The following is a 21,213-nucleotide window of genomic DNA, read 5'->3' on the forward strand; positions in this document are numbered from 1 at the left end:
CGTCATGCCCGAGGCCGTAATCGTCGCCACTGCCCGTTCACCCATCGGCCGAGCCGGCAAGGGTTCGCTGGCCTCGATGCGCCCCGACGATCTCGCGGCGCAGATGGTCACGGCCGCACTTGACAAGGTGCCCGAACTGAATCCCCGCGAGATCGACGACCTCATGATGGGCTGCGGCCAGCCCGCCGGTGAAGCCGGCTACAACATCGCGCGGGCGGTTGCCGTGCAGCTCGGCTACGACTTACTGCCCGGTACCACCGTGAACCGCTATTGTTCCTCGTCGCTGCAGACCACTCGGATGGCATTCCACGCGATCAAGGCCGGCGAGGGTGACGCTTTCGTCTCCGCGGGTGTGGAGACAGTGTCGCGATTCGGCAAGGGCGCCGCCGACGGAGCCCCGGACTCCAAGAACCCGATGTTCGACGATGCGCAGGCACGCTCGGAGCAGGCCGCCGCAGGCGCCGACGAATGGCACGACCCACGCGTCGACGGCAGCCTCCCTGACGTCTACATCGCGATGGGGCAGACCGCCGAGAACGTCGCACTGTTCACCGGCATCAGCCGCGAAGACCAGGATCACTGGGGCGTGCGCTCGCAGAACCGTGCCGAAGAAGCCATCAACAACGGGTTCTTCGCGCGTGAGATCTCCCCGGTCACGTTGCCCGACGGGACGATCGTCTCCACTGATGACGGCCCACGGGCGGGGACTACCTACGAGAAGATCAGCCAGCTCAAGCCGGTATTCCGGCCGAACGGCACGATCACCGCGGGCAACGCGTGTCCGCTGAACGACGGCGCCGCCGCAGTGGTGATCATGAGCGATGCCAGGGCCAAGGCGCTCGGGCTGACACCGCTGGCGCGCATCGTGTCGACAGCGGTCACGGGCCTGTCGCCCGAGATCATGGGCCTGGGTCCGATCGAGGCCGTGAAAAAAGCCCTGGGCAACGCCGGAATGAGCATCGCGGATATTGATCTATACGAGATCAACGAGGCATTCGCGGTGCAGGTGCTCGGCTCGGCGCGCGAGCTGGGACTCGACGAGGACAAGCTCAACGTGTCCGGCGGCGCGATCGCCCTGGGCCACCCGTTCGGAATGACGGGCGCGCGCATCACAGCCACCCTGCTCAACAACCTGACGACGCACGACAAGACGTTCGGCGTCGAGTCGATGTGCGTCGGTGGCGGTCAGGGCATGGCAATGGTCGTGGAGCGGCTCGTCTAGCATCCGCGCGCCGCGCTGGTGTGCATCCAGATCGCGATTTCAGCCGATTCGGCGATCTGAGCGCACACCACAAGCCCAGGCCCTGCCGACGCGGTCGAGAATCTCTGCCGGGCGATGACCCGCGACGACCCTCACCCGTTGCCAGCGTCGCTCAGCGATGAACTCGGCGCGGATGATGTCGTTGCCGAACACCGCACGTCCCCGGTGGTGCTCGCCGTTATATTCGACCGCCACCATCACTTCCTCCCAGCCCATGTCGAGGTAGTAACGGGGACGCCTGTAGTCGTCGAAGACCGGGATCTGAGTGCGCGGCTTCGGATAGCCGGCACGGACCAGCAGCAGCCGCAGCCAGGTCTCGCGTGGCGACTCGGCTCCTCGGTCGTGCAGTTCGAGCGCTGCGCGAAGCCGCGGGATGCCCGGAGATCCTGGGTGTCTGCGCGCGAGATCGAGAACGGCATCGGTGTCGAATCTCGTGGCGTTGCCGAGTGCGTCGAGACGAGCGACACCCCGGTCACCCCGCGTCAGCCGCCCGGCGTCGAAGGCGGTACGGGCGGCAGTAGTCACAGCAAGACCCTGCAACCGCTGGACTTCCCCTCCGGCCAAACGGTCCCTGCGCGTGATGATGCCCGGCGGCGGGCGGGTGTTGGACCAGACCAGTTCCACCGCTTCTTGATCAGGTATCCACTTCGCGCCATGCATCCCGGCCGCGGCGGCCCCGGCGATCACCGCTCTTCGCCCCGACCACAACCACGCTGCTTTCGTGCGCTGCCCCAGCCTCGGCTCCGTGCCCTTTGGCACGTACACATCAGGGAATACGGCGCGGTATTGGGATCGCAGTTGATGCTTCTTCACCAGTCCGTCGGCCACCGCCGCGCTGCCCACGAAGGGGCCCTCTAACGAAGTCACCTCTCGAATGTCGCAGAATTGCGCCAAGAAACCGCGGTCAGACCGGGGCCTGTGGATAAGTCTTGTGGATAAGTCCCGTTCTGGTGTGCACTGAGATCGCGATTTCAGCCGATTCGGCGATCTGGACGCACACTGGGCGAATGCGCAAAAAAGGGGCGCCCACGATGTGGACGCCCCTTTTTGAGGTCAGCGCTAGTCGCTGTTGAAGTAGCTCAGCAGGCGCAAGATCTCGACATACAGCCACACCAGCGTGACCGTCAGGCCGAGGGCAATGCCCCAGGCGGCCTTCTCGGGCGCACCAGCGCGGATCATCTGGTCGGCCGAGTCGAAGTCGATCAGGAACATGAAGGCTGCCAGGCCGATGCACACCAGCGAGAAGACGATCGCCAGCGGGCCACCGCTACGCAGTCCGAAGCCCTCGCCGCCGCCGACTCCGAAGATCGCGAGCACAAAGTTGAGCAGGGCTATGGCCAGTACGCCGAACATCGCGGCGACGAGCATCCGGGTGAACTTCGGTGTGACCCGGATGGCTCCGGTCTTGTAGACGACGAGCATGCCGAAGAACACGCCGATGGTGCCGAAGATCGCCTGCGCGATCATCCCTGGGCCGCCCGTGGACACCACGTTGGCGAACAAGAACGACACTGCGCCTACGAACAGCCCTTCGAGAGCGGCGTAGCTCAACACGATCGCCGGGTTGTCCTGCTTGCGCCCAAACATTGCGACCATCACCAAGGCCAGGCCGCCGAGCGCGCCCACCAGCACGAACGGCATCATCAGGCCGACGTTGGAGGACACGAGGAAGTACGAAACGATGGCGACAACAGTCAGCACGCCCAGCGAAGTGGCGGTCTTGGTGACGACATCGTCGATGGTCAGCGGGCGGGAGACACCCGTCTGCTGCTGATCGGGATACTGCGTGACGTACGGATCGGCGTGTACCGCCTGTGCACCGTAGCCGGCGGCTCCGGTACCGAACTGCGCGTATCCGCCCTGCCCCTTGGGCAGTGATCGAAATACCGGGTTGCTGCTCTCGCGCACCGTCGGTTCCTTCCTGTACTGGGGTGTCAACCTGTTACGAACACACTCTCAACGTATGAGGTCCCAAGCCAGTTCCCGCATACCCCGACAGCCCCGATCCAGGCCCTATCAACGGAACCTTACCCGGGCCCCCGCGCCACGCAACGACGAACTAGATTGCCTTCCGTGCGCGACAACGAGGATGTCCTAGTTTCTGTGGGCGGGCCTGCCGGCAGAGGCGTGGGGCTGCTCACCCTCAACCGCCCCAAAGCGATCAACTCGTTGACCCACCCGATGGTAGGCCGGATCTCTGCGGCGCTGACCGCTTGGGAGACTGACGACGCGGTCCGGGCAGTCGTCATCTCGGGCGCCGGTGACCGCGGCCTATGCGCTGGTGGGGATGTTGTCGCGATCTATCACAGCGCCAAGGCCGGCGGTGCCGAGGCGCGGCAGTTCTGGTCCGACGAGTACCGACTCAATGCCTACATCGGTCGCTATCCCAAGCCCTTCGTGGCGATCATGAACGGCATCACCATGGGCGGCGGTGTCGGTATCAGCGCGCACTGCAGCGTGCGAGTGGTCACCGAGACGACGAAGATGGCGATGCCCGAGGTCGGCATCGGGTTCGTCCCCGACGTCGGCGGAACCCTCATCCTGTCGCGCACGCCCGGCCTGCTCGGCATCCACGCAGCCCTGACGGGTGCACCTTTCACCGGTGCCGACGCGATCGCAATGGGATTCGCCGACCATTTCGTGCCCCAGGATCGCCTCGGCGCGTTCACCGAGGCGATCTTGACCGATGACATCGATACCGCACTCGCGGCGTACGCCGAGGAGCCCCCACCGAGTCCACTGCTCGCCGATCGGGCGTGGATCGACCATTGCTACGCAGGGCAGACCGTCTCCGACATCGTCGCGGCACTACGCGGCCACGACGGCGGCCCCGGCCGGACTGGCGGGACTGGCGGGACTGACGGCAAGACTGCTGAGGAAAACGCCGCCCACAGCAGCGCCGCCCCGGAAAACGCCGCCCACGAAGCAGCCAACCTGATTGCCTCGCGCTCGCCCGTCTCCCTGTCCGTGGCGTTGGAGGCGGTACGCCGGGCAGCGTCGCTGACAACCCTGGAGGACGTGCTTCGACAGGAATTCCGCACATCGTGTGCGGCGCTGCGTTCGCACGACTTGGTCGAGGGCATCCGCGCATTGCTCATCGACAAGGACCGCAACCCGCAGTGGTCGCCGACGTCGCTGCAGTCCGTCACCATCGAGGACGTCGAAGCGTACTTCGTTCCCGCCGATCCCGACCTGACATTCGAACCCTGATTCGGCCAGGACACCCGACCACAAAGGAGTAGCCATGACATCCAACGATTACGAGACGATTCTGGTCACCCGAGAAGGCCGGGTCGCGACCATCACGCTGAACCGGCCGAAGGCGCTCAACGCACTCAACAGCCAGGTGATGGCGGAGGTCACCACTGCCGCAGCCGAACTCGACAGTGACGCCGGAATCGGCGCGATCATCGTCACCGGAAGCGAAAAAGCATTCGCGGCCGGGGCCGACATCAAGGAGATGGCGGATCTGTCGTTCGCTGACGTGTTCGCCGCCGACTTCTTCGCTGCGTGGGGAGACTTCGCCGCAACCCGCACGCCGACCATAGCCGCCGTCGCGGGGTACGCCTTGGGGGGCGGCTGCGAACTGGCGATGATGTGCGACATCCTGATCGCTGCGGACACAGCCAAGTTCGGCCAGCCCGAGATCAAGTTGGGGGTGCTGCCCGGCATGGGCGGTTCGCAGCGACTGACCCGCGCGATCGGCAAGGCCAAGGCGATGGACATGATCCTGACCGGGCGCAACATGGGCGCCGACGAGGCCGAACGCGCCGGCCTGGTCTCACGTGTGGTCCCTGCCGACACCCTGATCAACGAAGCGAACGCGACCGCTGAGACCATCGCGGGCATGTCGCTGTCGGCGTCGCGGATGGCCAAGGAAGCAGTCAACCGCGCGTTCGAATCCACCCTCACCGAGGGTCTGCTCTACGAGCGGCGACTGTTCCACTCGGCCTTCGCCACCGACGACCAGACCGAAGGCATGAACGCGTTCACCCAGAAGCGCGCCGCCAACTTCACCCATCGCTAGAGTTCGATCGTGACTGATACCGGAGCGGGCGACGTAGTGACTGAGGAAGCCCCACCGCAGGACGAGGCACCGCAAGCCCGAGACGAGGCACCACCCGACAGAACTGCGTGGTGGATTCGGCGCTACACCTTCACCGGTACCGCAGTCGGCCTGGTCTTCCTGTATTTCTCCCTGACTCCATCCCTGCTACCTCGAGGCCCGTTGTTCCAGGGCCTGGTCAGCGGCGGCTCAGGCGCAATCGGTTACGGCATAGGCGTTTTCGCGGTCTGGCTGGTGCGCTACATGCGCTCGAAGGACTCCAGCCCGCCCGCGCCGCGCTGGGCTTGGCTCGCGCTCCTGGCTGTCGGTGCGGTGGGCATCACCGGAATGATCTTCTGGTTCCATCGGTGGCAGGACGACGTCCGCGACCTGATGAATGTGCCACGACTGGGCTTCTGGGACTATCCACTGGCCGCTCTACTGTCACTGATCACCCTGTTCGCACTGGTCGAAATCGGGCAGCTGGTGGGCAGGCTCGTGCGCTTTCTCACTGGACAACTCAACCGCGTTGCCCCACAACGTGTTTCGTCTGTGATAGTGGTAGCGCTGTTGATAGCGTTGACCATTGCGCTGCTCAACGGCATCGTGGTGCGATTCGCCATGAGCACCATCAACAAGACCTTCGAAGCCGTCAACGACGAAACCGATCCCGATTTCTCCCCGCCCGACACGACCCTGCGCTCCGGTGGGCCCGGGTCGCTGGTCAGTTGGGAATCGCTGGGCCACCAGGGACGGCTCTTCATCGACGGTGGCCCCACGGTCGAACAACTCACCGAGTTCAACGGAAGCCCGGCGGTCGAACCGATTCGCGCCTACGCAGGCCTGAATTCTGCCGACAGCATCGAGGAGTCAGCCCGGCTGGCCGCACGCGAGCTCCAGCGCACCGGCGGGCTGGACCGCGCCGTGGTGGCAGTGGGCACGACGACCGGTACCGGCTGGATCAACGCCGCTGCGGCCTCGTCCCTGGAGTACATGTACAACGGCGACAGCGCGATCGTGAGCATGCAGTATTCGTTCCTCCCCAGTTGGCTGTCGTTCCTCGTTGACAAACAGAACGCGCTCAAAGCCGGCCAGGCGCTGTTCGAGGCGGTGGACGAGCTGGTCCGCGAGATGCCCGAGGCCCAGCGGCCCAAACTGGTTGTGTTCGGCGAGAGCTTGGGTTCGTTCGGTGGTGAGGCCCCGTTCCTGGCGCTGAACAACCTCATCGCCCGAACGGACGGGGCCCTGTTCAGCGGCCCTACGTTCAACAACGTCATCTGGACCGAACTGACCCGCAATCGCGACCCCGGGTCACCCGAGTGGCTACCGATCTACAACAAGGGTGAGAACGTCCGGTTCGTGGCTGAACCCCGAAACCTCCAGCGACCCGATGCCCAGTGGGGTCAGCCGCGAGTCGTCTACCTGCAGCACGCCTCCGATCCGATCGCCTGGTGGAGTCCTGACTTGCTGTTCGCCGAACCGGACTGGCTGCGCGAACCCCGGGGCTACGACGTGTCACCGAGCACAGAGTGGATTCCGATCGTCACTTTCCTGCAGGTATCCGCCGACATGGCGGTGGCGATCAACGTGCCCGATGGCCACGGCCACGTCTACGTCAAAGCCTTCGCCAACGCGTGGGCGTCGATCCTGTCGCCACCGGGCTGGACGCCCGAGAAGACTGAGAAGTTACGTCCGTTGCTGCGGAGCGACGAACACTCCTAGGCCAGAACCTGTTGGAGAAGGTCCCAGCGGCCCGGGGCCACCGATGGCGCGTCAGGGTTCTTCGACGATGAGCACGGGGGTGTCCTTGCGCAGGGTTTCGCCGCGGAAGAACGCAGGCTGGCGGGCCCGCATGATCAGCATGAATACCAGCCCGATGAGGATCAGCCCCAGGCCGAGGATGAGGACCAGTCCCACGCCGCCGATGCTGGCACCGCTGCCATAGTCGGGCGATGCGCTGTCGCGCAGGGTGATAACGAATACGGCCGCCAGGCCGAGCCCACCGAGCAACGGAAAGAGCAGCTTGAAGATGACGCTGGAGGCGCTGACGAACAACTCGTTGCGGAAGAACCAGATACAGCCGAAAGCAGTGAGACCGTAGTAGAAGCAGATCATGATCCCCAGTGAGTAGATCGTGTCGGTGAGCACTCTCGCACTGACGAACGTGAGAACCGAATAGAACACCGCAGCACCAACGCCGGCGGCGACGACGGCAAAGGACGGTGTCATGAATCGGGGATGGATTGTGGTGAAGCGTTTCGGAAACGCCTTGTAGGTGCCCATCGCGAGCATCGTGCGCGACGTGGGAAGGAACGTGGTGATGAGACTCGCCGCGCTCGATGCGAGCACCGCAAGGAACAGGAAGAGGTGTAGCGGCCCGCCCAGGATCGGCTCGGCCAAGGCACCGAATACGTTGTCTTCGATGTCCTCGTTACCCAGGCCGAGGCCCTCGCTGCCCACCCCGGCGTACATCTGCGTGGCTACGGCCACCAACAAGTAGGTCAGCAGGATCGACACCACGCAAAGAAGCGCAGCACGCCCGGGTGTGCGATCGGAGTCGCGCGACTCTTCGTTCACGGTCAATGCCGTGTCCCAGCCCCAGAACGCGAATATCGAACCAGAAAGGCCGGCGATGAACGCCGAAACCGTGAGCCCGGCCGGGCTGAACCACTCAAAACTGAACGGGATGCCGGTCGCCGATGACCCCGACTTCGCGATCGCGACCACCGCGAACGCGAGCAGGACCGTCATCTGGAAGCCGACCAGAATGAACTGAATGCGTTCGGTGGTGGTGATTCCCCGGTAGGAGATCGCGGTCGCCACCGCCAAGAAGCCCAGACACGTCAGGACATTGATTACCGGGTTCTCCCACATCCCGGCAAGGCTGTCGTTTCCGAACAGATCGCCGATGAACTGATAGAAAAACTGAACCGCGACCCCAGCGAGGTTGGACAAGACGATCACCGTCGCAACCACGGCCGCCCAACCGCCCATCCAGCCGATGTAGGGGCCGAAAGCCTTCGTCGTCCAGGTGAATGATGTTCCGCAATCGGGCGCCACCTTGTTGAGCTCGCGGTATGCGTACGCGGCGAAGAACATTGGCAGGAAGCCGGCGATAATGACCACGACCATCTTCGACCCGGCTTCGGCAACCAGAATCCCGATCGTGGCGGTTAAGGCGTAGGCCGGTGCCACCGACGAGACGCCCAGAACGACACCGCCCAGTAGCCCGACGGCGTTGTGCGAGAGTCCCTTGTCCTGCAGGTCGGGCTCAGCACGATGATGTGGTTCGTGTGCCTCGATTTGCATAAGACCTCACTCCGGCCGACGGTCTCCCAAGACTAGGGTGCCTACTGGCGATTCGCTGTCTGATCGCTCACGACTTGCCCGCGCAATGCCCGCAACCCGCCGCCGATGGCTCGCCCACCACCGCCAAGCCGGGATGGTCACCCGTCAAAGCCGCTTCAGCTGCGAAGACTGGCCCCCGGGGGCCGTAGGCAAGGATCGGTGCATAGATTGGCCACATGCGCTGGTACCCACTCCCCACGCTCACCGTCGCTGCGGCGGGTCTGGTGAGCCTGTCCGGATGCTCGTCAACCGAGGAGCCCTCGTCGACCACTGAGCCGATGCCGACTCCCGCCGCACCTTCCACATCCTCCAGCGGCGGCCCGGTCGCACCGACACCGCTGGCGCCCGGTGAATTCGGCGTGTCCGGCGACGGGGTGACCACGGCCGTCGGCGCGCCGGCAGAGTCCACCGAGGACGACTACTTCCAGGCATGCCGGGCTGCGAGAACATGGATGGAAGAACAGGGCGGCGAACCGGGGGCGCAGTTCGAGCCGTACTTGGAGACGATCCAGCGCACGGACTCGGCGGGCCCCGGCACGTTCGGAATACCTTGGTCGAAACTGCCCGCGGGGCAACAATCGGCGGTCATCGTGGCCGTGGAGGCTGCCGTCGACGGACTGTGCGGATAGCTGCCGAAACCAGTCGCACACCGATCGCGACTGCCCTCGCCGCACGTCAACCTACTGACGCACGTCGAAGTACTCATTGCGTAACGGCATGGCGGATATCGAGCCCCGCAATCGCCACCGCGTTACGCGCACGCGGGGTACCGGTGCAATTCGCCGGCCAGCCCAGCAGCGACGTGCTCGACGTCCGTCCTTGATCCGCCCAATGTGAAGCCGCTTGGCCGCATCTCAAGCATGAGGGACTCGACGGGCGCAGAATGAGATCTATGCGGGTCGCACTGGCACTGGGCAGTGGCGGGGCGCGTGGCTACGCGCACATCGGCGTCATCAACGAGTTGCACGAGCGGGGTCACGAGATCGTCGGTATCGCCGGGTCCTCAATGGGGGCGCTGGTCGGCGGCCTGGAAGCCGCTGGGCGGCTCGACGAATACGCCTTATGGGCAACTTCTTTGACACAGCGCGCAGTGCTGCGGCTACTCGATCCGTCGATCACCTCGGCCGGTGTGCTGCGTGCGGAGAAAATCCTCGAGGCCGTTCGCGAGATTCTCGGCGACGTCACCATCGAGGATTTGCCGGTGCCGTTCACATCGGTGGCCACCGACCTGATCGCCGGCAAGTCGGTGTGGATGCAACGCGGGCCGGTGGACGACGCGATAAGGGCTTCGATCGCCATACCCGGTGTCATCACACCCCACCTGCTCGGCGGCCGGTTGCTCGCCGACGGAGGCATTCTCGATCCGCTCCCCATGGCGCCGATCGCCGCGGCCGACGCGGAGGCCACCATCGCCGTCACCCTGACCGGTGACGATCCACTTACCCAAAGAAGCTGGGCCGAGGCCAGTCTCACCGCTGACTTGCTGAACCGAATGTGGCGCAGCACATCATCTCTTCTCGACACCAAGGCTGCGCGGTCACTACTGGACACCCAACCGGGTCGCGCGGTGCTGAGCCGACTCACCGCCTCCGAAGAGGAGGAGGAGCCTGACAAACAGAGCGGTTCCGACGTCCCCAAGCTGGGTGGTTTCGAGGTGATGTACCGCACAATCGACATCGCGCAGGGCGCGTTGGCGCGCCACACACTAGCCGCCTATCCACCGGACCTCCTCATCGAGGTTCCGCGAACTGTGTGCCGCAGCCTGGATTTCCATCGCGCCAATGAGGTCATCGAGGTCGGGCAGGAATGCGCCAGCGCCGCACTGGATGCGCTCCAAGGCGGTTCAGAGCCCTAGGAACCTGGCCACCCGATGCGCCTCGCGGCGACCCTGGACCCGGCCCGCCTCCGCCGATGGCTCACGGCACGCCGGATCCAGTGAGTTGGGTCCGAAGGCCTCAAGTGACTCGGCGTCGGCGAACACCGCCAGCGTTGCACCGGCAAACTCATCGATCTCTTTGGCCGAAGGTGTCCCCCATGGCGACGGCGAGTCCGCCCCAGCGGGCACGAGCGTTACCGCGACTTCGCAGTCGGACACCGCGGACATGTTCACAGCGCTGCCCACGCCGCCGTCCATGAATAGACGGTCACCGATCCGCACCGGTGGCCAGGCCGCAGGGACCGCGCAACTAGCTGCGACGGCATCGACCAGGTCGACGCGGGACTCCTTGTCGAAAACCACGAGTTCGCCTGTGGCAATGTCGATTGCAGTAACGCGGAGTATCTGCCGGGGCCAGTCGTGGGAAGGTAGCCGGTGGGCGATCACCGATCGGCGTACCGATTCCGAGACGGCCTCGGCACGTCTGGAGACCTCCACGGCCACCGCGCCGATCTGCTGCAACTTCTGCACCTTGGTCGCGCCCGGGGTCAGCATCGCGTTCAGAAACAACTCGGTGATGACTTCGGCGGACACCCCCGGGTGGATTTCATGGGTCTCGCCCGCGGCCACCTGCCGCGCGAACAACTCTTCCAGGGAAGCCCCGCTGCCGATCTGAGCCGCGACGGCCGATCCGGCGGACGTTCCAAGCAGAACATCAGAGCCGAGCAGTGCCTGGCCGGCTACCGGGACCTCATCGGAAATTCCTAGCAGCAGGCCGGTCTCCCATGCGATCCCGGCCAGTCCGCCGCCGGCGAGCACCAGCGCCCTTCGACCGGCCGTCATCGACGGCCGGCCAGGCGCACTCTGGCGTCGTTGGGGATGTTGATGCGATCCCGGGATTGCCACAGCCGTTGGCCGTTTCTCAGATTCAATAGATCCGTCCTGCCGTGGCCGGCGGACATGGGGCGGGCGCGGCATTCTGGGAACCCGCTGCCCATACCGAATCGCGCGATTGCATCGGAACCATCTACGACTTCGCAGATCAGCTGAGGAGTTCGCCGGAGAGTTGTTCGAGGCCCTGGCGGGCAAACCCGCGCCACAGTGCCGCGAACGCCGGCATCGCCAGACCCGCGGCGGCAGACTTCGGATAGATAGTCCAGCGCCAGGTCACATTGGTGCCGCTGCCAGTGGGGGCGAACAGCCACGCCCCCTCGACATGGTCGAGCACCGGCGCCAATGGACCCTTGATCCCCGACAGCGTGTATCCGAAGGCCTTCGGGGCGTCGACGAGAGTCAGTTCTTCACGCATGCTTGTGCCCCCGGCCTGGATCACCGTGCGGGTTTGACCTACGGTCGCCCAATCCCCAGTTTGGTCTCGAACCGCCTTGACGGGGCCGATTGGGCCGTAACGTCGGCTGAAAATGCTGGGCAGCGACACCGCCAACGTGCGCCTGAACGCAGTGTCGACGTCAACCGGTATTGCGCGCGACTGCTCCATCACATGTGCCGTGGCCATGGTGAGCCATCCTAGTCAGTTCACCGACTGAATTGTTCAGCGGAACCGGGGCGCGGCCTTGCCGCTGATCAGCGGCAGGTCCAGGTAGGTCGCGATTCCGGGCGGCGCAGCGCACACTGCGGGCACCGAGTTCACGCAGTGCGCTGCGGTGCCGACGACGCCGTGCTCCGGGCCTTGCTCACCGACCTCAGACTGAAAACCCTTGACCGACACGGTGAAGTCCGGGTTGCCGTGCACCTCGATCTCATAGCGTTGCCCCTCGGGGCCGAACGACCACGCTGGGTCGAGGTCCTCTTCGCCCATCAACCAGTTCACCGTCACTCGCACCACGACTTCGCCGCCGGAGAGCGCCTCCCAGTGAAACTTGCGGCCGGCCACCTGCCCGGGTTCGATCCGGCCCATTGGCGAGTTGATCACCTCGGTGGCTACCGCTACCTCCTGCGAAGTCCGCACCTCGGGATCGGTCGCAAATCCCAACTGGTCCACACACATTCGGACTGCCTGGATGAATCCCGCGTTCAGCATCTTCTGCATCGGCCCGGTCAGGGCCTTGTCTGGGGCTTCGCCGAAACCCATCACGTGCCGAAGAACGTCGGGCGCTTCGTAGGTTCGCAGGTCCGAGTACTCCTCGGCGCGGACGAACGTCACCCCCGTCGACATCGCCGAAAGCATCAACGGGAACTTCTCGCTGATCCCACCCGGCGCGATGCCGGTTCCGTGCAACGTCGCGTTGCCCTCCAGTGCGGCGGCCCGTAGCGGCGCACCGCTGCGCTCACTGGGGTACAGCCAGCCCACCGGGGTCACCACGTTCTTACCTGACCTCAACAGAGCAGCCACGTCATCGGGTTTGGCCATCAACGGGGTGTAGATCACAGCGTCGGCGCTCAGCGCGAGGATCTCCTCAATGCTGTCGGTCGCGGTGACGCCGAGCGGATCAGTGCCGACGATTTGGCCGACGTCCCGGCCCGCCTTGGCCGGCGAGTGCACCCAACAGCCGACCAGTTCGAGTTCGGGATGTTCCAGCACAGCCTTCACAGCGGCCACGCCTACCCCACCGGTCGCCCACTGCACGACACGCAGCGCCACGAACCCTCCTTCGACATGGGAAACTAGAACACGTTCTATCCAGATTTACACCAGATCCGCGGTGGAACGGGCGCGAACCCGTCAAACCGACGCCATCGCGCCATTGGCCGGGTGTGCTCACACAACCGGCATTAGGGTGTGTTCGCCGGTAGATGCACACCTGAGGAGTGACGATGAGCGATCCTGAACGGGACTCTGATCCGGTCCCGCCGCCACCGCCACCGCCAACCGGTGGCCCACCACCACCCGGCCCACCACCACCACCCGGCCCACCACCACCCGGCCCACCACCACCGCCCGGCCCACCACCACCGCCCGGCTGGACGCCGCCGCCCGGTAGCCCACCGCCGCCACCCAGTGGCAGCCCGCCACCACCACCCGGCAGCCCGCCGCCACCACCACCCGGCTGGGCACCGCCACCCGGGCCGCCCGGCGGCGGCGGCGTGAAAACCCCGTTGATCCTGCTCATCTCAGCTGCGGCGGTGTTCGCCGTCGTCGTGGGCGCCCTCGGCATCTGGTGGCTGGTCAAGCCCGACGACTCGGCCCCCGGACCGGTGGCCACTCGCACCAGCACCCCTTCGGAGACCACCCGATCGCGTGAGCCCACCCGGCGCCCCAGGACCACCGCGCCCGCTCCGCGGCGGACCCAGTCCCTCGACGCCGAGCTGATGGCATTGTTGTCCGAAGGCCACGACAGCTCGAACTGCGAGCCGGTCAGTGCGCCGGCCGGCAATGCTGTCGCAACGGTGGATTGCGGACCAGCGACCACTCCCGGGGGGCCGCTGAGCACTCGGTATTCGCTGTTTGCCGACCAGGCCGCGCTCGAAGCCGGCTTCGAAGGGGCGGTCGAGGTGAACTCCGAACTACTCGAGTGCCCGGGTAGCGGCATCGATTCCCCGACCACCTGGCACTACACCGAAACCCCCGATGAGATCGCAGGTCTGATTGCCTGTGGCACCTACAACGACAGGCCTGATTTGGTCTGGACCAACAACTCCGGACTGCTGTTGGCCGACGCGCAGGGACCCGACCTCGATGAGCTGCACGACTGGTGGCTGAAATACGGCTGACGGCCAGCCGCGGTCAGCGCCGCAGCAGCAGCCCGAACCTGCTCTGGCCGGTGGACCCCGAGCCGACTACGCGGTGACCGATTCCAAAGCCGGGGACTGGTTCAGCGCGATCGGATCGATGGCGAGGAATTGCGAATACAGCATCTCCATCGTTGCGGCGACGGAGAACACATGTACGGTGCCGGAATAGTCAGCGACGTACAGCCGCGATCCGTCCGAACCCAGCGCCACGCAGGACGGGCGCGCGTCGACCGATAGCGAGTCGACAATCTCCAGGCCCACTGTGCACAACACCACGACACGGTCGTAATCGACGACGTATGCGCGGGCATGATCAGGGCTCATCACCAATTGCGTAGGGGCACCGCCGATATTCACCGTGTCGGTTACCCGGTTGGCCGAAAGATCGACGACATGGACTGCGCCACCGACCGCCCGGTCTGAGGTCAGCACGTAGACCATTCCGCCGGCGTAGGCGATGTCACGGATGGGCGAACCAACCATGACAACGCGCTGCACGCGCGACGTTTCGCAGTCGACTACGACCAACCGGCCGCCGGTTTCGTCGGTGACGGCCGCGTACAAACGCTTGCCGTTCGGATCAACACACAAGGCGTCGATGCCGGCAGCGGGGCCGGCCCCGATCTCGATAGTTCCGGCTCGCCGGGCAACGGTGTCGATCACCGTGACATCGACGCGATCGTAGGCAGTTCGCCCAGCGTAGACGCGCTTGCCATCGGGACTCGCAGCCAGAGCTGTGACGCCGAAGGCCAGTGGGAAGTTCGCTACGACGGTTCTGCTTTCCAGGTCGATGGCCGACACGGCGTCCTGGCCTGCAGAACCAGTGGCGACGTACGCGTGGTCGCCGGCGGCTACGACCGCGACGGGCTCGCCGGCCACCGCGACGTTGTCGCCCCGCAACTGAGCGGCTGGATCGGCGATAACCGCCGCACTCTGGTCTACGACGTTGGCCACCACAAGGGTTTCGACGTCCGCACCGCCCACCGCGATGTCACCGATCGGGCCGCGGCCCACCGGGATACAGCACTCGAGAATGGCATCTCCATCCACGGCCTCCACCGGGGCAGCCCCGGCCGCACTCGAAGCGGAACTGTCGTCGAGCATGACGTGCCCTGTGGGCACCAAGGAGTTGGTCATCTGTCGTAATACCTCCGCCCGCCATCAACTGCGCCGGCACTAGATTCACTGTCTCAAACACCCATTCGGGCGCGAGCTTTGAACTGAGTGTATCGACGAAAATCCGTGGCCAGTGGGCACAAATCCGACGAATCACCCAACGGCGACAGGGCCTCTCAGACAGCACTTAGGGAATTCTTGGTTATCAGGTTGTCACCTTTCCTCGGCAACCAGGAATTGGCCTCTGGACAGGCGAGAAGCCATCGACCGCAACCGAATAAACGGCGTGTGACCAAGACCTCTAGCTAACCCCTTTCTCAGTATTCCCGGCCAAAGTGAAAGGCAAGTCACATCGCGACACGACCGTGGACCGCGATCAGCAACTACCGCCCGGCACCCGTGACCGTCGACAGCCGCCTCCCAGAAGGTCTCGGGGAATCTGGCGGACTCGGCGCGCCAATCACTTCTCGCGCGCCACCCGACGACTACCATCCGCACAGGGAGGCCAACATGTACAGCCGTTACGTGCGTTCGAGGATCGTCGCCGCAGTCGCATCAGCGGCCATGGCGACGATGTTCCTTGGATCGCCCATTGCCCACGCCACCGAAGCCGACGACCAATTCCATTCTGTCCTAACAACTCTTGGACTTGATTTCGACACCCCAGAGGAAGCGACGGCGGCCGGCAACAACATCTGCGACATAGTCGCCGAGGGCAGCGCGAACAGCATCAGCCCGGCCGAAATCCGCAGCAGCATCATCGAGTCGCTGCGCGGCGACGGCTTGGCCGGCTCCACTGCAGCGCAACTGATGCAGGGAGCGGTCAACGCATACTGCCCCCAGTACAACGCCGTGGCCGGCGACTGACCTCGCTGGTCCGACACTTCAGCCGGCTCACCCCGTTGGCGGGGCGCGCGGTATCGCTCGCCTTCAGCGGGATTCGGCTTCAGCAGGATTCGGCTTCAGCAGGATTCGGCTTCAGCAGGATTCGGCCATGGCGGGATTCGAACTCCCGAGATCGCCGCGCATTCTCAGACGGCGGATTCGTTTGTAGCTCACCGACGCCCGCGGCTGCGGAACTCCGGGCCATCGGCCGCAGCGCCGCGGATTCGCACAGTCGCTGGACTTTCTTGCGCGCGCCTCCCGCGGAAGTCTCGACCTTGACTTTAGCCTTAGTGACCGTGACCACACTGCTCGAGCCCTCGTTGGCCGAACTGGACTTCGAGCCCGAAATCCCCTGCGCCTGTCGCAAGCTCTGCAATCCCCTTGCCCACCCGGCACAGTGGTGGGTCACCCTGTCGTGTGGCTGCCCGTACCCGATGTGCAAGCGGGCACTGGCCATCGCCAATGTCCGACTAAAGGTTCGGCCGTTGACTTGTCGGCAATGTGAGACGGTCCAGATCGCGATTCGCCGCGTGGTTCGCATCTGACAGGAATCAGCGAACCGCTGAAAGAATCGGGTTATTCGTTCGCTCGGTGCGGAAGTAATGCGAATGCGCCCAATGTAAGAATTTGGACAAGTAACAGCGTGCCTGCTTCACCAGGCGTAGCGTGTCGCCAGCACCGGCCGGAAGGGGAGAGATCGCATGCGCCACAAATTCATTCTTTCCGCGTTTGTTGCCGCTGCTGCCCTCACCACCGTAACGGCCGCCCCAGCCTTCGCCGACGAGACCGACGACAATTTCATCGGGGTGATCGGCGGCGAGGGTATCCCGTTCTCCGCACCCGACGAAGCCATCGCGCTGGCAAAGGCGGTGTGCGAGTACGTGGCAGCGGGCCAACCTGCAGAACAGGTGGCAGTAGAGGTCAGCGGACCTTGGAATTGGTCGGTCGAACAAAGCGGATTGTTCGTCGAAACCGCCACCGAGTCGTACTGCCCCTCGTAAGCCAGGTCGGCGGGCGTGAGCCCGGCGGACGCACGAAGCCGACCGTTTACGGGCCGCACCACAGCGTGATGCGCGTGCAGTTCCACCGATCGGGACGCGCCGACGATGTCACGTCGGCGAAGCATCCGTGCGTCGACCGCCGCGAGCGTCCACGAACGCCGATACCGCGGCGTCGAACTTTGCGGGGTGCTCCAGGAACGGGAAATGGGTACCGCCCCCATGCCCCCCTGCGACCAGAGCGAAACTGGAGTTGGGAAGCACCCGGTCCATCCATCGTTGCGAAACGATCGGAACGTTCACCGAGTCCCCGGCGATCACCAGCGTCGGCAGGCGAATACTCGGGATAAACGTGCGCCAATCGTGGGTTGCGACACTGAAGAGTAGGTCGGCGGCATGGTGTCGATCAAAGGTGAGGTTCTGCTCAGTGAGCCAGCTGAGCTGGTGAGCATCGATGTCCTGGGACACCACGTCGGTCAGAAACTCGGAGCGCGGATCGGGGCCATCGCCGCGCAACCGATCAGTGATAGCGAAGAGGCCGGGGAAGTCCATCGTGGCACCCGCCTCCAGCGCAACCTCCTCTGTCCAAGTGGGATTTCTTAGCGCACAGGGCATTTGGTCAACCAGAATCAGCGAGGCGAGCCGCTCGTCGCCGAACAACTCAAGATAGGACCAGATGACCGCGCACCCCATGGAGTGACCGAGCAGATGAACATCGCCAAGATCGTGAGCGATCAGGACCTCGCGCAGATCAGCCGCCAATCGGTGTAGGTGATAGCCGACGTCAGGAATCGATGAATCGCCGTGCCCCCGGTGATCGACGGCGATTACCCGCCATCTCCGGGACAGCGTGGTCAACTGGCCGTCGAACGCCTGCGCGGTCTGCGACCAACCCGGCAGCATGACCAGGGCCGGGCCGTGGCCGGCCTCGCGGTGCGTGATGATGGTGCCGTCGATGCAGACGGTCTGTCGGGTTTGAACAGCGGTCATCCGATCGCCTCCAAGCAGAACAGTAGGAGGAAGCCGACGAAGAACATGGCTGCCGTCCACGGCCGCTCCGGTGTCTCGTGAGCCTCCACCAGCAGTTCCTCGACGACCAACCACAGCAGCGCCGCCGCCGCGAAGGCGAGCACCAGGCTCAGCACCGCGTCCCCGGCGTCGCGGAGTACTGCTGCCCCCAGGATCGCTCCCACCGCGACGACGAGGCTCAATCCGGCGGTGATGGCCGCGGCCACGAATCTGGAAGCTCCGGACTCGAGGAGTCGCAGGGCTACCGACAAGCTGAGGAACAACACCTCCACGGTCAGTGCGATGGCGATGATGGTCGCTGTCTCGGCCGACACTGCCGCCCCGGTACCGACCAACAGGCCGTCGATGAATAGATCGACGCCGACGACAATGAGAAAGCCCACCGGCAGGACGCCGGCCCCGGGGCTGCCCTCCTCGCCTGCGAGATGCCGCATTCCGACGAGGACCGCGACACCGCCGGCGAATCCCACCACGATGAGCCAGAGGGGACCGCGCTCGCTCAGTTGCGGAAGCACCTCGCCGGCGACGGCAGCCAACACGACACCCGCCGCGAAGTGCTGCACTCCGCTGACTACTGCCGGCGTTGGCGGTCGCAGTACGGCGACTACAGCGCCGACGATTCCGGCCAGAACCGGGAACACGACCAGCCAGGCTGCAGTCATCACTACATCGATGCGGATCACCCCGTGTCATGTCGGAAACCGTGCGCCGCCAACTACGCCGCCTTTATGCCGCCATATATCCAGCACGCGCCATCTACCCACCACATTGTCGGTCGCGTCGCATCGATTGTGGGAGAAACGGCGCGATGTAGGGCGGCGCTGCCGGGATAGGGCCGCTAATCAGGACCGGAAACACCGAAGGACCGCGGCTGGAGGTGCGAAAATCGAGGAGCGGCGAACGGGTGACACTGCGGCGGATTCGCGCCGCTGCACTCGGCGACCACTGACAACGAGAGGACGGCCTGCGATGTCCGACGACAAGGCAATGGACCACGGACCGGTGGGTCTGCTGAGGGTCGCGGTGGCCGCGGTCGGCGTGATCTTCGTGGTCGGCATCTACCCGCTCACCCAGGTGTGGCCATCCGGCTGGTCATGGGGACACGGCGCGTCGCACTATCTGGCAATGATCATCGGTGTGTACGCCACCCTCGGCGTTTTCCTTTTGCTGGCCGCCCGTGATCCGCTCGCCAACCGCAGCCTGATCTGGTTCACCGTGGTGTCCAGCGTCGTGCACGCCGTGATCATGGCCGTCCAGGCTCTCTCGGATGCGAACGAGCGCGGCCATCTGTTGGGTGATGTGCCGGCACTGCTGATCGTCGCCGCGGTTCTCGCAGTCCTGCTGAAACGAGCAGAGACACCGCGAACAGCTGGCGCCGACTCTCGTTGACCGAAGCGGCGGGTCGTAGCGTGGCCACGACCCGGCTACGCTCCTTCGAGGCATCGCGCATCTGCCGTGAGGCGGAACGCGGCAATCAGTGGCGGCGAAGGAGGCGGGTGCGGGTGCATCGCGGCAGTAGTGGCGGCAGGATCCAGGACCGACCGACTCCCCCAGCAGGATGACGCCATCGGCACCCGGTAGCGCACAGCCGGACGACTCGATGCGGGGATCACTACTGATTTGCACTACGGCGATCCTCGCCGGGGTGGTCATCGGGTTCATCGGCGGTGGCTTCCGGTGGTGCCTGGACAAAGCTGATCACCTGCGCATGGATCTGGTCGACTGGGCACACCAGCTGCCAGGGCCGGGCTGGCTGGTACCAATGGCCGCCGCGGCGACCGGGGCCACCCTCGCCGCTTTGATCGTGAAATGGATACCGATCGCCGCGGGCAGCGGGATCCAACACGTCGAAGCCGTCTATCGCGGCGAGGCGAAGCCGCCGTCGCTTCGGCTGCTGCCGGCCAAATTCATCGGCGGTGTGCTGGCCATCGGGTCGGGGCTGGTGTTGGGCCGCGAGGGACCAACCGTGCACATGGGAGCCGCGGTCGGCGCCGAGGCTGCACGGCGGGTGAAGCTACCCGACTCCGAAGTCCGGATGATGCAGACAGCGCTGGGCGGGGCGGGGTTGGCGGTCGCCTTCAATGCGCCGGTCGGGGGCACCCTGTTCACGCTGGAGGAGGTGACGAGGTCTTTCCGCGTCAAGACGGTGTTGGCGACCATCTTTGCAGCCGTCACCGCGGTGGCCTGCTCGCGATTCATCCTGGGGAATCGGCCCGACTTCTTGGTGGAACCCATTCATGCCCCGGCGCTGTCCTGGCTGCCACTGTTCGTGATATTCGGTCTGCTCACCGGATGTCTGGGGGCCGTCTACAACTGGCTGGTGTTGTGGTTCATCGACCACGTCGGCGGGTTGCGCCGCATTCCGAAGGTCGCCAAGGCGACCATCATCGGCGCCATCATCGGGCTGGCGATGTTCATCTACCCGCTCGCGGTCGGCGGCGGCGACACCTTCACACAATTGATCCTCGGGGGACACCGCATCGTTCTGCCGGTCATCATCGGCTACCTGCTGGTGCGATTCATCGCCGGCCCGTTGTCGTATTCCGCGGGGGTGCCCGGCGGGTTATTCGCACCGCTGCTTGCGGTCGGTGCGCTGTGGGGGTTGCTGTTCGTCGGAGTGTTCACCATCTTCTGGCCGGGAGACGAGGCAGCACTGGCGATTCCGATCGCACTCGTGGGAATGGCGGCCTTCTTCGGAGCCACCGTCCGGGCCCCGGTCACCGGGATCGTCCTCGTCGTCGAGATGACGGCGACGACGTCGGTGGTGGTCCCGATGATGGCTGCCACCGCCGCAGCCGTGCTGGCCGCCTACGTTGTCAGATCACCACCGATCTACGACAGCCTCCGCAAGCGAATGCCCGCTGAAGAACCCCCGGCAGGTTCGGCATGAATTCGAGCCGGCCGAAGACCCATCGAGCCGGCTGACTACCCGACTCGGCGCTCGCTCGGTCTCCTAGGCTTG

22 protein-coding genes are annotated in these 21,213 nt (G+C 65.0%); 12 read left to right on the forward strand and 10 right to left on the reverse strand.

Annotated elements, in window-relative coordinates; all coding sequences use genetic code 11:
- Positions 1 to 4: 4 nt before the first annotated feature.
- A complete protein-coding gene (locus tag ACPGXI_RS04150; RefSeq protein ID WP_526650098.1) occupies positions 5 to 1,222 on the forward strand; it encodes an acetyl-CoA C-acetyltransferase in 1,218 nt (405 codons plus the stop codon).
- A 39-nt stretch (positions 1,223 to 1,261) separates the two neighbouring features.
- Here ACPGXI_RS04150 and ACPGXI_RS04155 read toward each other — a convergent pair whose 3' ends face one another.
- Both ACPGXI_RS04155 and ACPGXI_RS04160 read right to left on the reverse strand, forming a co-directional pair.
- Positions 1,262 to 2,128, reverse strand: a complete 867-nt coding sequence (locus ACPGXI_RS04155; protein ID WP_526650100.1) for a putative endonuclease domain-containing protein — start codon at positions 2,126 to 2,128, stop codon at positions 1,262 to 1,264.
- A 192-nt stretch (positions 2,129 to 2,320) separates the two neighbouring features.
- The gene (locus ACPGXI_RS04160) at positions 2,321 to 3,169 is read right to left on the reverse strand and encodes a Bax inhibitor-1/YccA family protein (RefSeq protein ID WP_526650102.1); all 849 of its coding nucleotides are present in this window, start codon (positions 3,167 to 3,169) and stop codon (positions 2,321 to 2,323) included.
- A gap of 165 nt (positions 3,170 to 3,334) precedes the next feature.
- On the opposite strand from ACPGXI_RS04160, the gene ACPGXI_RS04165 reads away from it, so the two are divergent.
- The 3 genes from ACPGXI_RS04165 to ACPGXI_RS04175 are packed head-to-tail and all read left to right on the forward strand — an operon-like array spanning position 3,335 to position 7,028.
- Positions 3,335 to 4,471 carry a 3-hydroxyisobutyryl-CoA hydrolase gene (locus ACPGXI_RS04165; protein ID WP_526650104.1) on the forward strand — a complete coding sequence of 379 codons (1,137 nt, stop codon included), beginning with the start codon at positions 3,335 to 3,337 and terminating at the stop codon, positions 4,469 to 4,471.
- Positions 4,472 to 4,505: 34 nt separating this feature from the next.
- Entirely contained in the window at positions 4,506 to 5,288 is a 783-nt protein-coding gene (locus tag ACPGXI_RS04170) for an enoyl-CoA hydratase (RefSeq protein WP_526650106.1), read from the forward strand.
- A 9-nt stretch (positions 5,289 to 5,297) separates the two neighbouring features.
- The gene (locus ACPGXI_RS04175; RefSeq protein WP_526650108.1) at positions 5,298 to 7,028 is read left to right on the forward strand and encodes an alpha/beta hydrolase; all 1,731 of its coding nucleotides are present in this window, start codon (positions 5,298 to 5,300) and stop codon (positions 7,026 to 7,028) included.
- Between the two features lie 51 nt (positions 7,029 to 7,079).
- On the opposite strand, the gene ACPGXI_RS04180 is transcribed toward ACPGXI_RS04175, so the two are convergent.
- Positions 7,080 to 8,615 carry an amino acid permease gene (locus ACPGXI_RS04180; RefSeq protein WP_526650110.1) on the reverse strand — a complete coding sequence of 512 codons (1,536 nt, stop codon included), beginning with the start codon at positions 8,613 to 8,615 and terminating at the stop codon, positions 7,080 to 7,082.
- Positions 8,616 to 8,830: 215 nt separating this feature from the next.
- Between ACPGXI_RS04180 and lpqV the strand changes: the two genes are divergently transcribed.
- Both lpqV and ACPGXI_RS04190 read left to right on the forward strand, forming a co-directional pair.
- Positions 8,831 to 9,283 (forward strand): lipoprotein LpqV, encoded by a 453-nt coding sequence (lpqV, locus tag ACPGXI_RS04185; protein WP_526650112.1) that lies wholly within the window; start codon positions 8,831 to 8,833, stop codon positions 9,281 to 9,283.
- A gap of 263 nt (positions 9,284 to 9,546) precedes the next feature.
- Positions 9,547 to 10,509 (forward strand): patatin-like phospholipase family protein, encoded by a 963-nt coding sequence (locus ACPGXI_RS04190; RefSeq protein WP_526650114.1) that lies wholly within the window; start codon positions 9,547 to 9,549, stop codon positions 10,507 to 10,509.
- On the opposite strand, the gene ACPGXI_RS04195 is transcribed toward ACPGXI_RS04190, so the two are convergent.
- From ACPGXI_RS04195 to ACPGXI_RS04210, 4 genes are all read right to left on the reverse strand, one after another.
- A complete protein-coding gene (locus ACPGXI_RS04195) occupies positions 10,498 to 11,373 on the reverse strand; it encodes a patatin-like phospholipase family protein (protein WP_526650116.1) in 876 nt (291 codons plus the stop codon). The two genes, ACPGXI_RS04190 and ACPGXI_RS04195, sit on opposite strands and share 12 nt — an antisense overlap.
- A gap of 199 nt (positions 11,374 to 11,572) precedes the next feature.
- Positions 11,573 to 12,046 carry an SRPBCC family protein gene (locus ACPGXI_RS04200; RefSeq protein ID WP_526650117.1) on the reverse strand — a complete coding sequence of 158 codons (474 nt, stop codon included), beginning with the start codon at positions 12,044 to 12,046 and terminating at the stop codon, positions 11,573 to 11,575.
- Between the two features lie 36 nt (positions 12,047 to 12,082).
- Entirely contained in the window at positions 12,083 to 13,132 is a 1,050-nt protein-coding gene (locus ACPGXI_RS04205; protein WP_526650119.1) for an NAD(P)H-dependent amine dehydrogenase family protein, read from the reverse strand.
- Positions 13,133 to 13,249: 117 nt separating this feature from the next.
- The gene (locus tag ACPGXI_RS04210) at positions 13,250 to 13,552 is read right to left on the reverse strand and encodes a hypothetical protein (RefSeq protein WP_526650121.1); all 303 of its coding nucleotides are present in this window, start codon (positions 13,550 to 13,552) and stop codon (positions 13,250 to 13,252) included.
- A 23-nt stretch (positions 13,553 to 13,575) separates the two neighbouring features.
- Here ACPGXI_RS04210 and ACPGXI_RS04215 point away from each other — a divergent pair, with 23 nt between their 5' ends.
- Complete coding sequence (locus ACPGXI_RS04215; protein WP_526650123.1) at positions 13,576 to 14,202, forward strand: histidine kinase; 627 nt, start codon at positions 13,576 to 13,578, stop codon at positions 14,200 to 14,202.
- Positions 14,203 to 14,268: 66 nt separating this feature from the next.
- On the opposite strand, the gene ACPGXI_RS04220 is transcribed toward ACPGXI_RS04215, so the two are convergent.
- A complete protein-coding gene (locus tag ACPGXI_RS04220) occupies positions 14,269 to 15,360 on the reverse strand; it encodes an MmpL3/TtfA transport complex stabilizer (protein WP_526650125.1) in 1,092 nt (363 codons plus the stop codon).
- 489 nt (positions 15,361 to 15,849) lie between these two features.
- Here ACPGXI_RS04220 and ACPGXI_RS04225 point away from each other — a divergent pair, with 489 nt between their 5' ends.
- The 3 genes from ACPGXI_RS04225 to ACPGXI_RS04235 all read left to right on the forward strand — a co-directional run bounded on the left by ACPGXI_RS04225 (position 15,850) and on the right by ACPGXI_RS04235 (position 17,225).
- The gene (locus ACPGXI_RS04225) at positions 15,850 to 16,206 is read left to right on the forward strand and encodes a DUF732 domain-containing protein (protein WP_526650127.1); all 357 of its coding nucleotides are present in this window, start codon (positions 15,850 to 15,852) and stop codon (positions 16,204 to 16,206) included.
- A 314-nt stretch (positions 16,207 to 16,520) separates the two neighbouring features.
- On the forward strand, positions 16,521 to 16,769 hold the full coding sequence (locus ACPGXI_RS04230; protein WP_526650129.1) for a hypothetical protein: 249 nt from the start codon (positions 16,521 to 16,523) through the stop codon (positions 16,767 to 16,769).
- 156 nt (positions 16,770 to 16,925) lie between these two features.
- A complete protein-coding gene (locus ACPGXI_RS04235) occupies positions 16,926 to 17,225 on the forward strand; it encodes a DUF732 domain-containing protein (RefSeq protein ID WP_526650131.1) in 300 nt (99 codons plus the stop codon).
- Positions 17,226 to 17,333: 108 nt separating this feature from the next.
- Here the strand turns inward: ACPGXI_RS04235 and ACPGXI_RS04240 are convergent, their stop codons facing one another.
- Together ACPGXI_RS04240 and ACPGXI_RS04245 are read right to left on the reverse strand one after the other, a co-directional pair.
- Positions 17,334 to 18,212 (reverse strand): alpha/beta fold hydrolase, encoded by an 879-nt coding sequence (locus tag ACPGXI_RS04240; protein WP_526650133.1) that lies wholly within the window; start codon positions 18,210 to 18,212, stop codon positions 17,334 to 17,336.
- Positions 18,209 to 18,913 carry a ZIP family metal transporter gene (locus ACPGXI_RS04245; protein ID WP_526650135.1) on the reverse strand — a complete coding sequence of 235 codons (705 nt, stop codon included), beginning with the start codon at positions 18,911 to 18,913 and terminating at the stop codon, positions 18,209 to 18,211. Before ACPGXI_RS04245 ends, ACPGXI_RS04240 begins: the two co-directional genes overlap by 4 nt.
- A 307-nt stretch (positions 18,914 to 19,220) precedes the next feature.
- On the opposite strand from ACPGXI_RS04245, the gene ACPGXI_RS04250 reads away from it, so the two are divergent.
- Positions 19,221 to 19,640, forward strand: a complete 420-nt coding sequence (locus ACPGXI_RS04250) for a DUF6632 domain-containing protein (RefSeq protein ID WP_526650137.1) — start codon at positions 19,221 to 19,223, stop codon at positions 19,638 to 19,640.
- A 211-nt stretch (positions 19,641 to 19,851) separates the two neighbouring features.
- Positions 19,852 to 21,141 (forward strand): H(+)/Cl(-) exchange transporter ClcA, encoded by a 1,290-nt coding sequence (locus tag ACPGXI_RS04255; protein ID WP_526650139.1) that lies wholly within the window; start codon positions 19,852 to 19,854, stop codon positions 21,139 to 21,141.
- Positions 21,142 to 21,213: the final 72 nt, after the last annotated feature.

Source organism: Mycobacterium sp. (genome assembly GCF_049608025.1).
Lineage (GTDB): Bacteria > Actinomycetota > Actinomycetes > Mycobacteriales > Mycobacteriaceae > Mycobacterium.

What these genes read in the sequence shown, in the direction of transcription:
- ACPGXI_RS04180 (WP_526650110.1), bottom strand. Translation starts at nt 8,615, where the DNA reads ATGCAAATCGAGGCACACGAACCACATCATCGTGCTGAGCCCGACCTG.
- lpqV (WP_526650112.1), top strand. Translation starts at nt 8,831, where the DNA reads ATGCGCTGGTACCCACTCCCCACGCTCACCGTCGCTGCGGCGGGTCTG.
- ACPGXI_RS04220 (WP_526650125.1), bottom strand. Translation starts at nt 15,360, where the DNA reads ATGACCAACTCCTTGGTGCCCACAGGGCACGTCATGCTCGACGACAGT.
- ACPGXI_RS04255 (WP_526650139.1), top strand. Translation starts at nt 19,852, where the DNA reads ATGCGGGGATCACTACTGATTTGCACTACGGCGATCCTCGCCGGGGTG.
- ACPGXI_RS04200 (WP_526650117.1), bottom strand. Translation starts at nt 12,046, where the DNA reads ATGGCCACGGCACATGTGATGGAGCAGTCGCGCGCAATACCGGTTGAC.
- ACPGXI_RS04150 (WP_526650098.1), top strand. Translation starts at nt 5, where the DNA reads ATGCCCGAGGCCGTAATCGTCGCCACTGCCCGTTCACCCATCGGCCGA.
- ACPGXI_RS04245 (WP_526650135.1), bottom strand. Translation starts at nt 18,913, where the DNA reads ATGACTGCAGCCTGGCTGGTCGTGTTCCCGGTTCTGGCCGGAATCGTC.
- ACPGXI_RS04225 (WP_526650127.1), top strand. Translation starts at nt 15,850, where the DNA reads ATGTACAGCCGTTACGTGCGTTCGAGGATCGTCGCCGCAGTCGCATCA.
- ACPGXI_RS04235 (WP_526650131.1), top strand. Translation starts at nt 16,926, where the DNA reads ATGCGCCACAAATTCATTCTTTCCGCGTTTGTTGCCGCTGCTGCCCTC.
- ACPGXI_RS04250 (WP_526650137.1), top strand. Translation starts at nt 19,221, where the DNA reads ATGTCCGACGACAAGGCAATGGACCACGGACCGGTGGGTCTGCTGAGG.
- ACPGXI_RS04195 (WP_526650116.1), bottom strand. Translation starts at nt 11,373, where the DNA reads ATGACGGCCGGTCGAAGGGCGCTGGTGCTCGCCGGCGGCGGACTGGCC.
- ACPGXI_RS04240 (WP_526650133.1), bottom strand. Translation starts at nt 18,212, where the DNA reads ATGACCGCTGTTCAAACCCGACAGACCGTCTGCATCGACGGCACCATC.
- ACPGXI_RS04170 (WP_526650106.1), top strand. Translation starts at nt 4,506, where the DNA reads ATGACATCCAACGATTACGAGACGATTCTGGTCACCCGAGAAGGCCGG.
- ACPGXI_RS04190 (WP_526650114.1), top strand. Translation starts at nt 9,547, where the DNA reads ATGCGGGTCGCACTGGCACTGGGCAGTGGCGGGGCGCGTGGCTACGCG.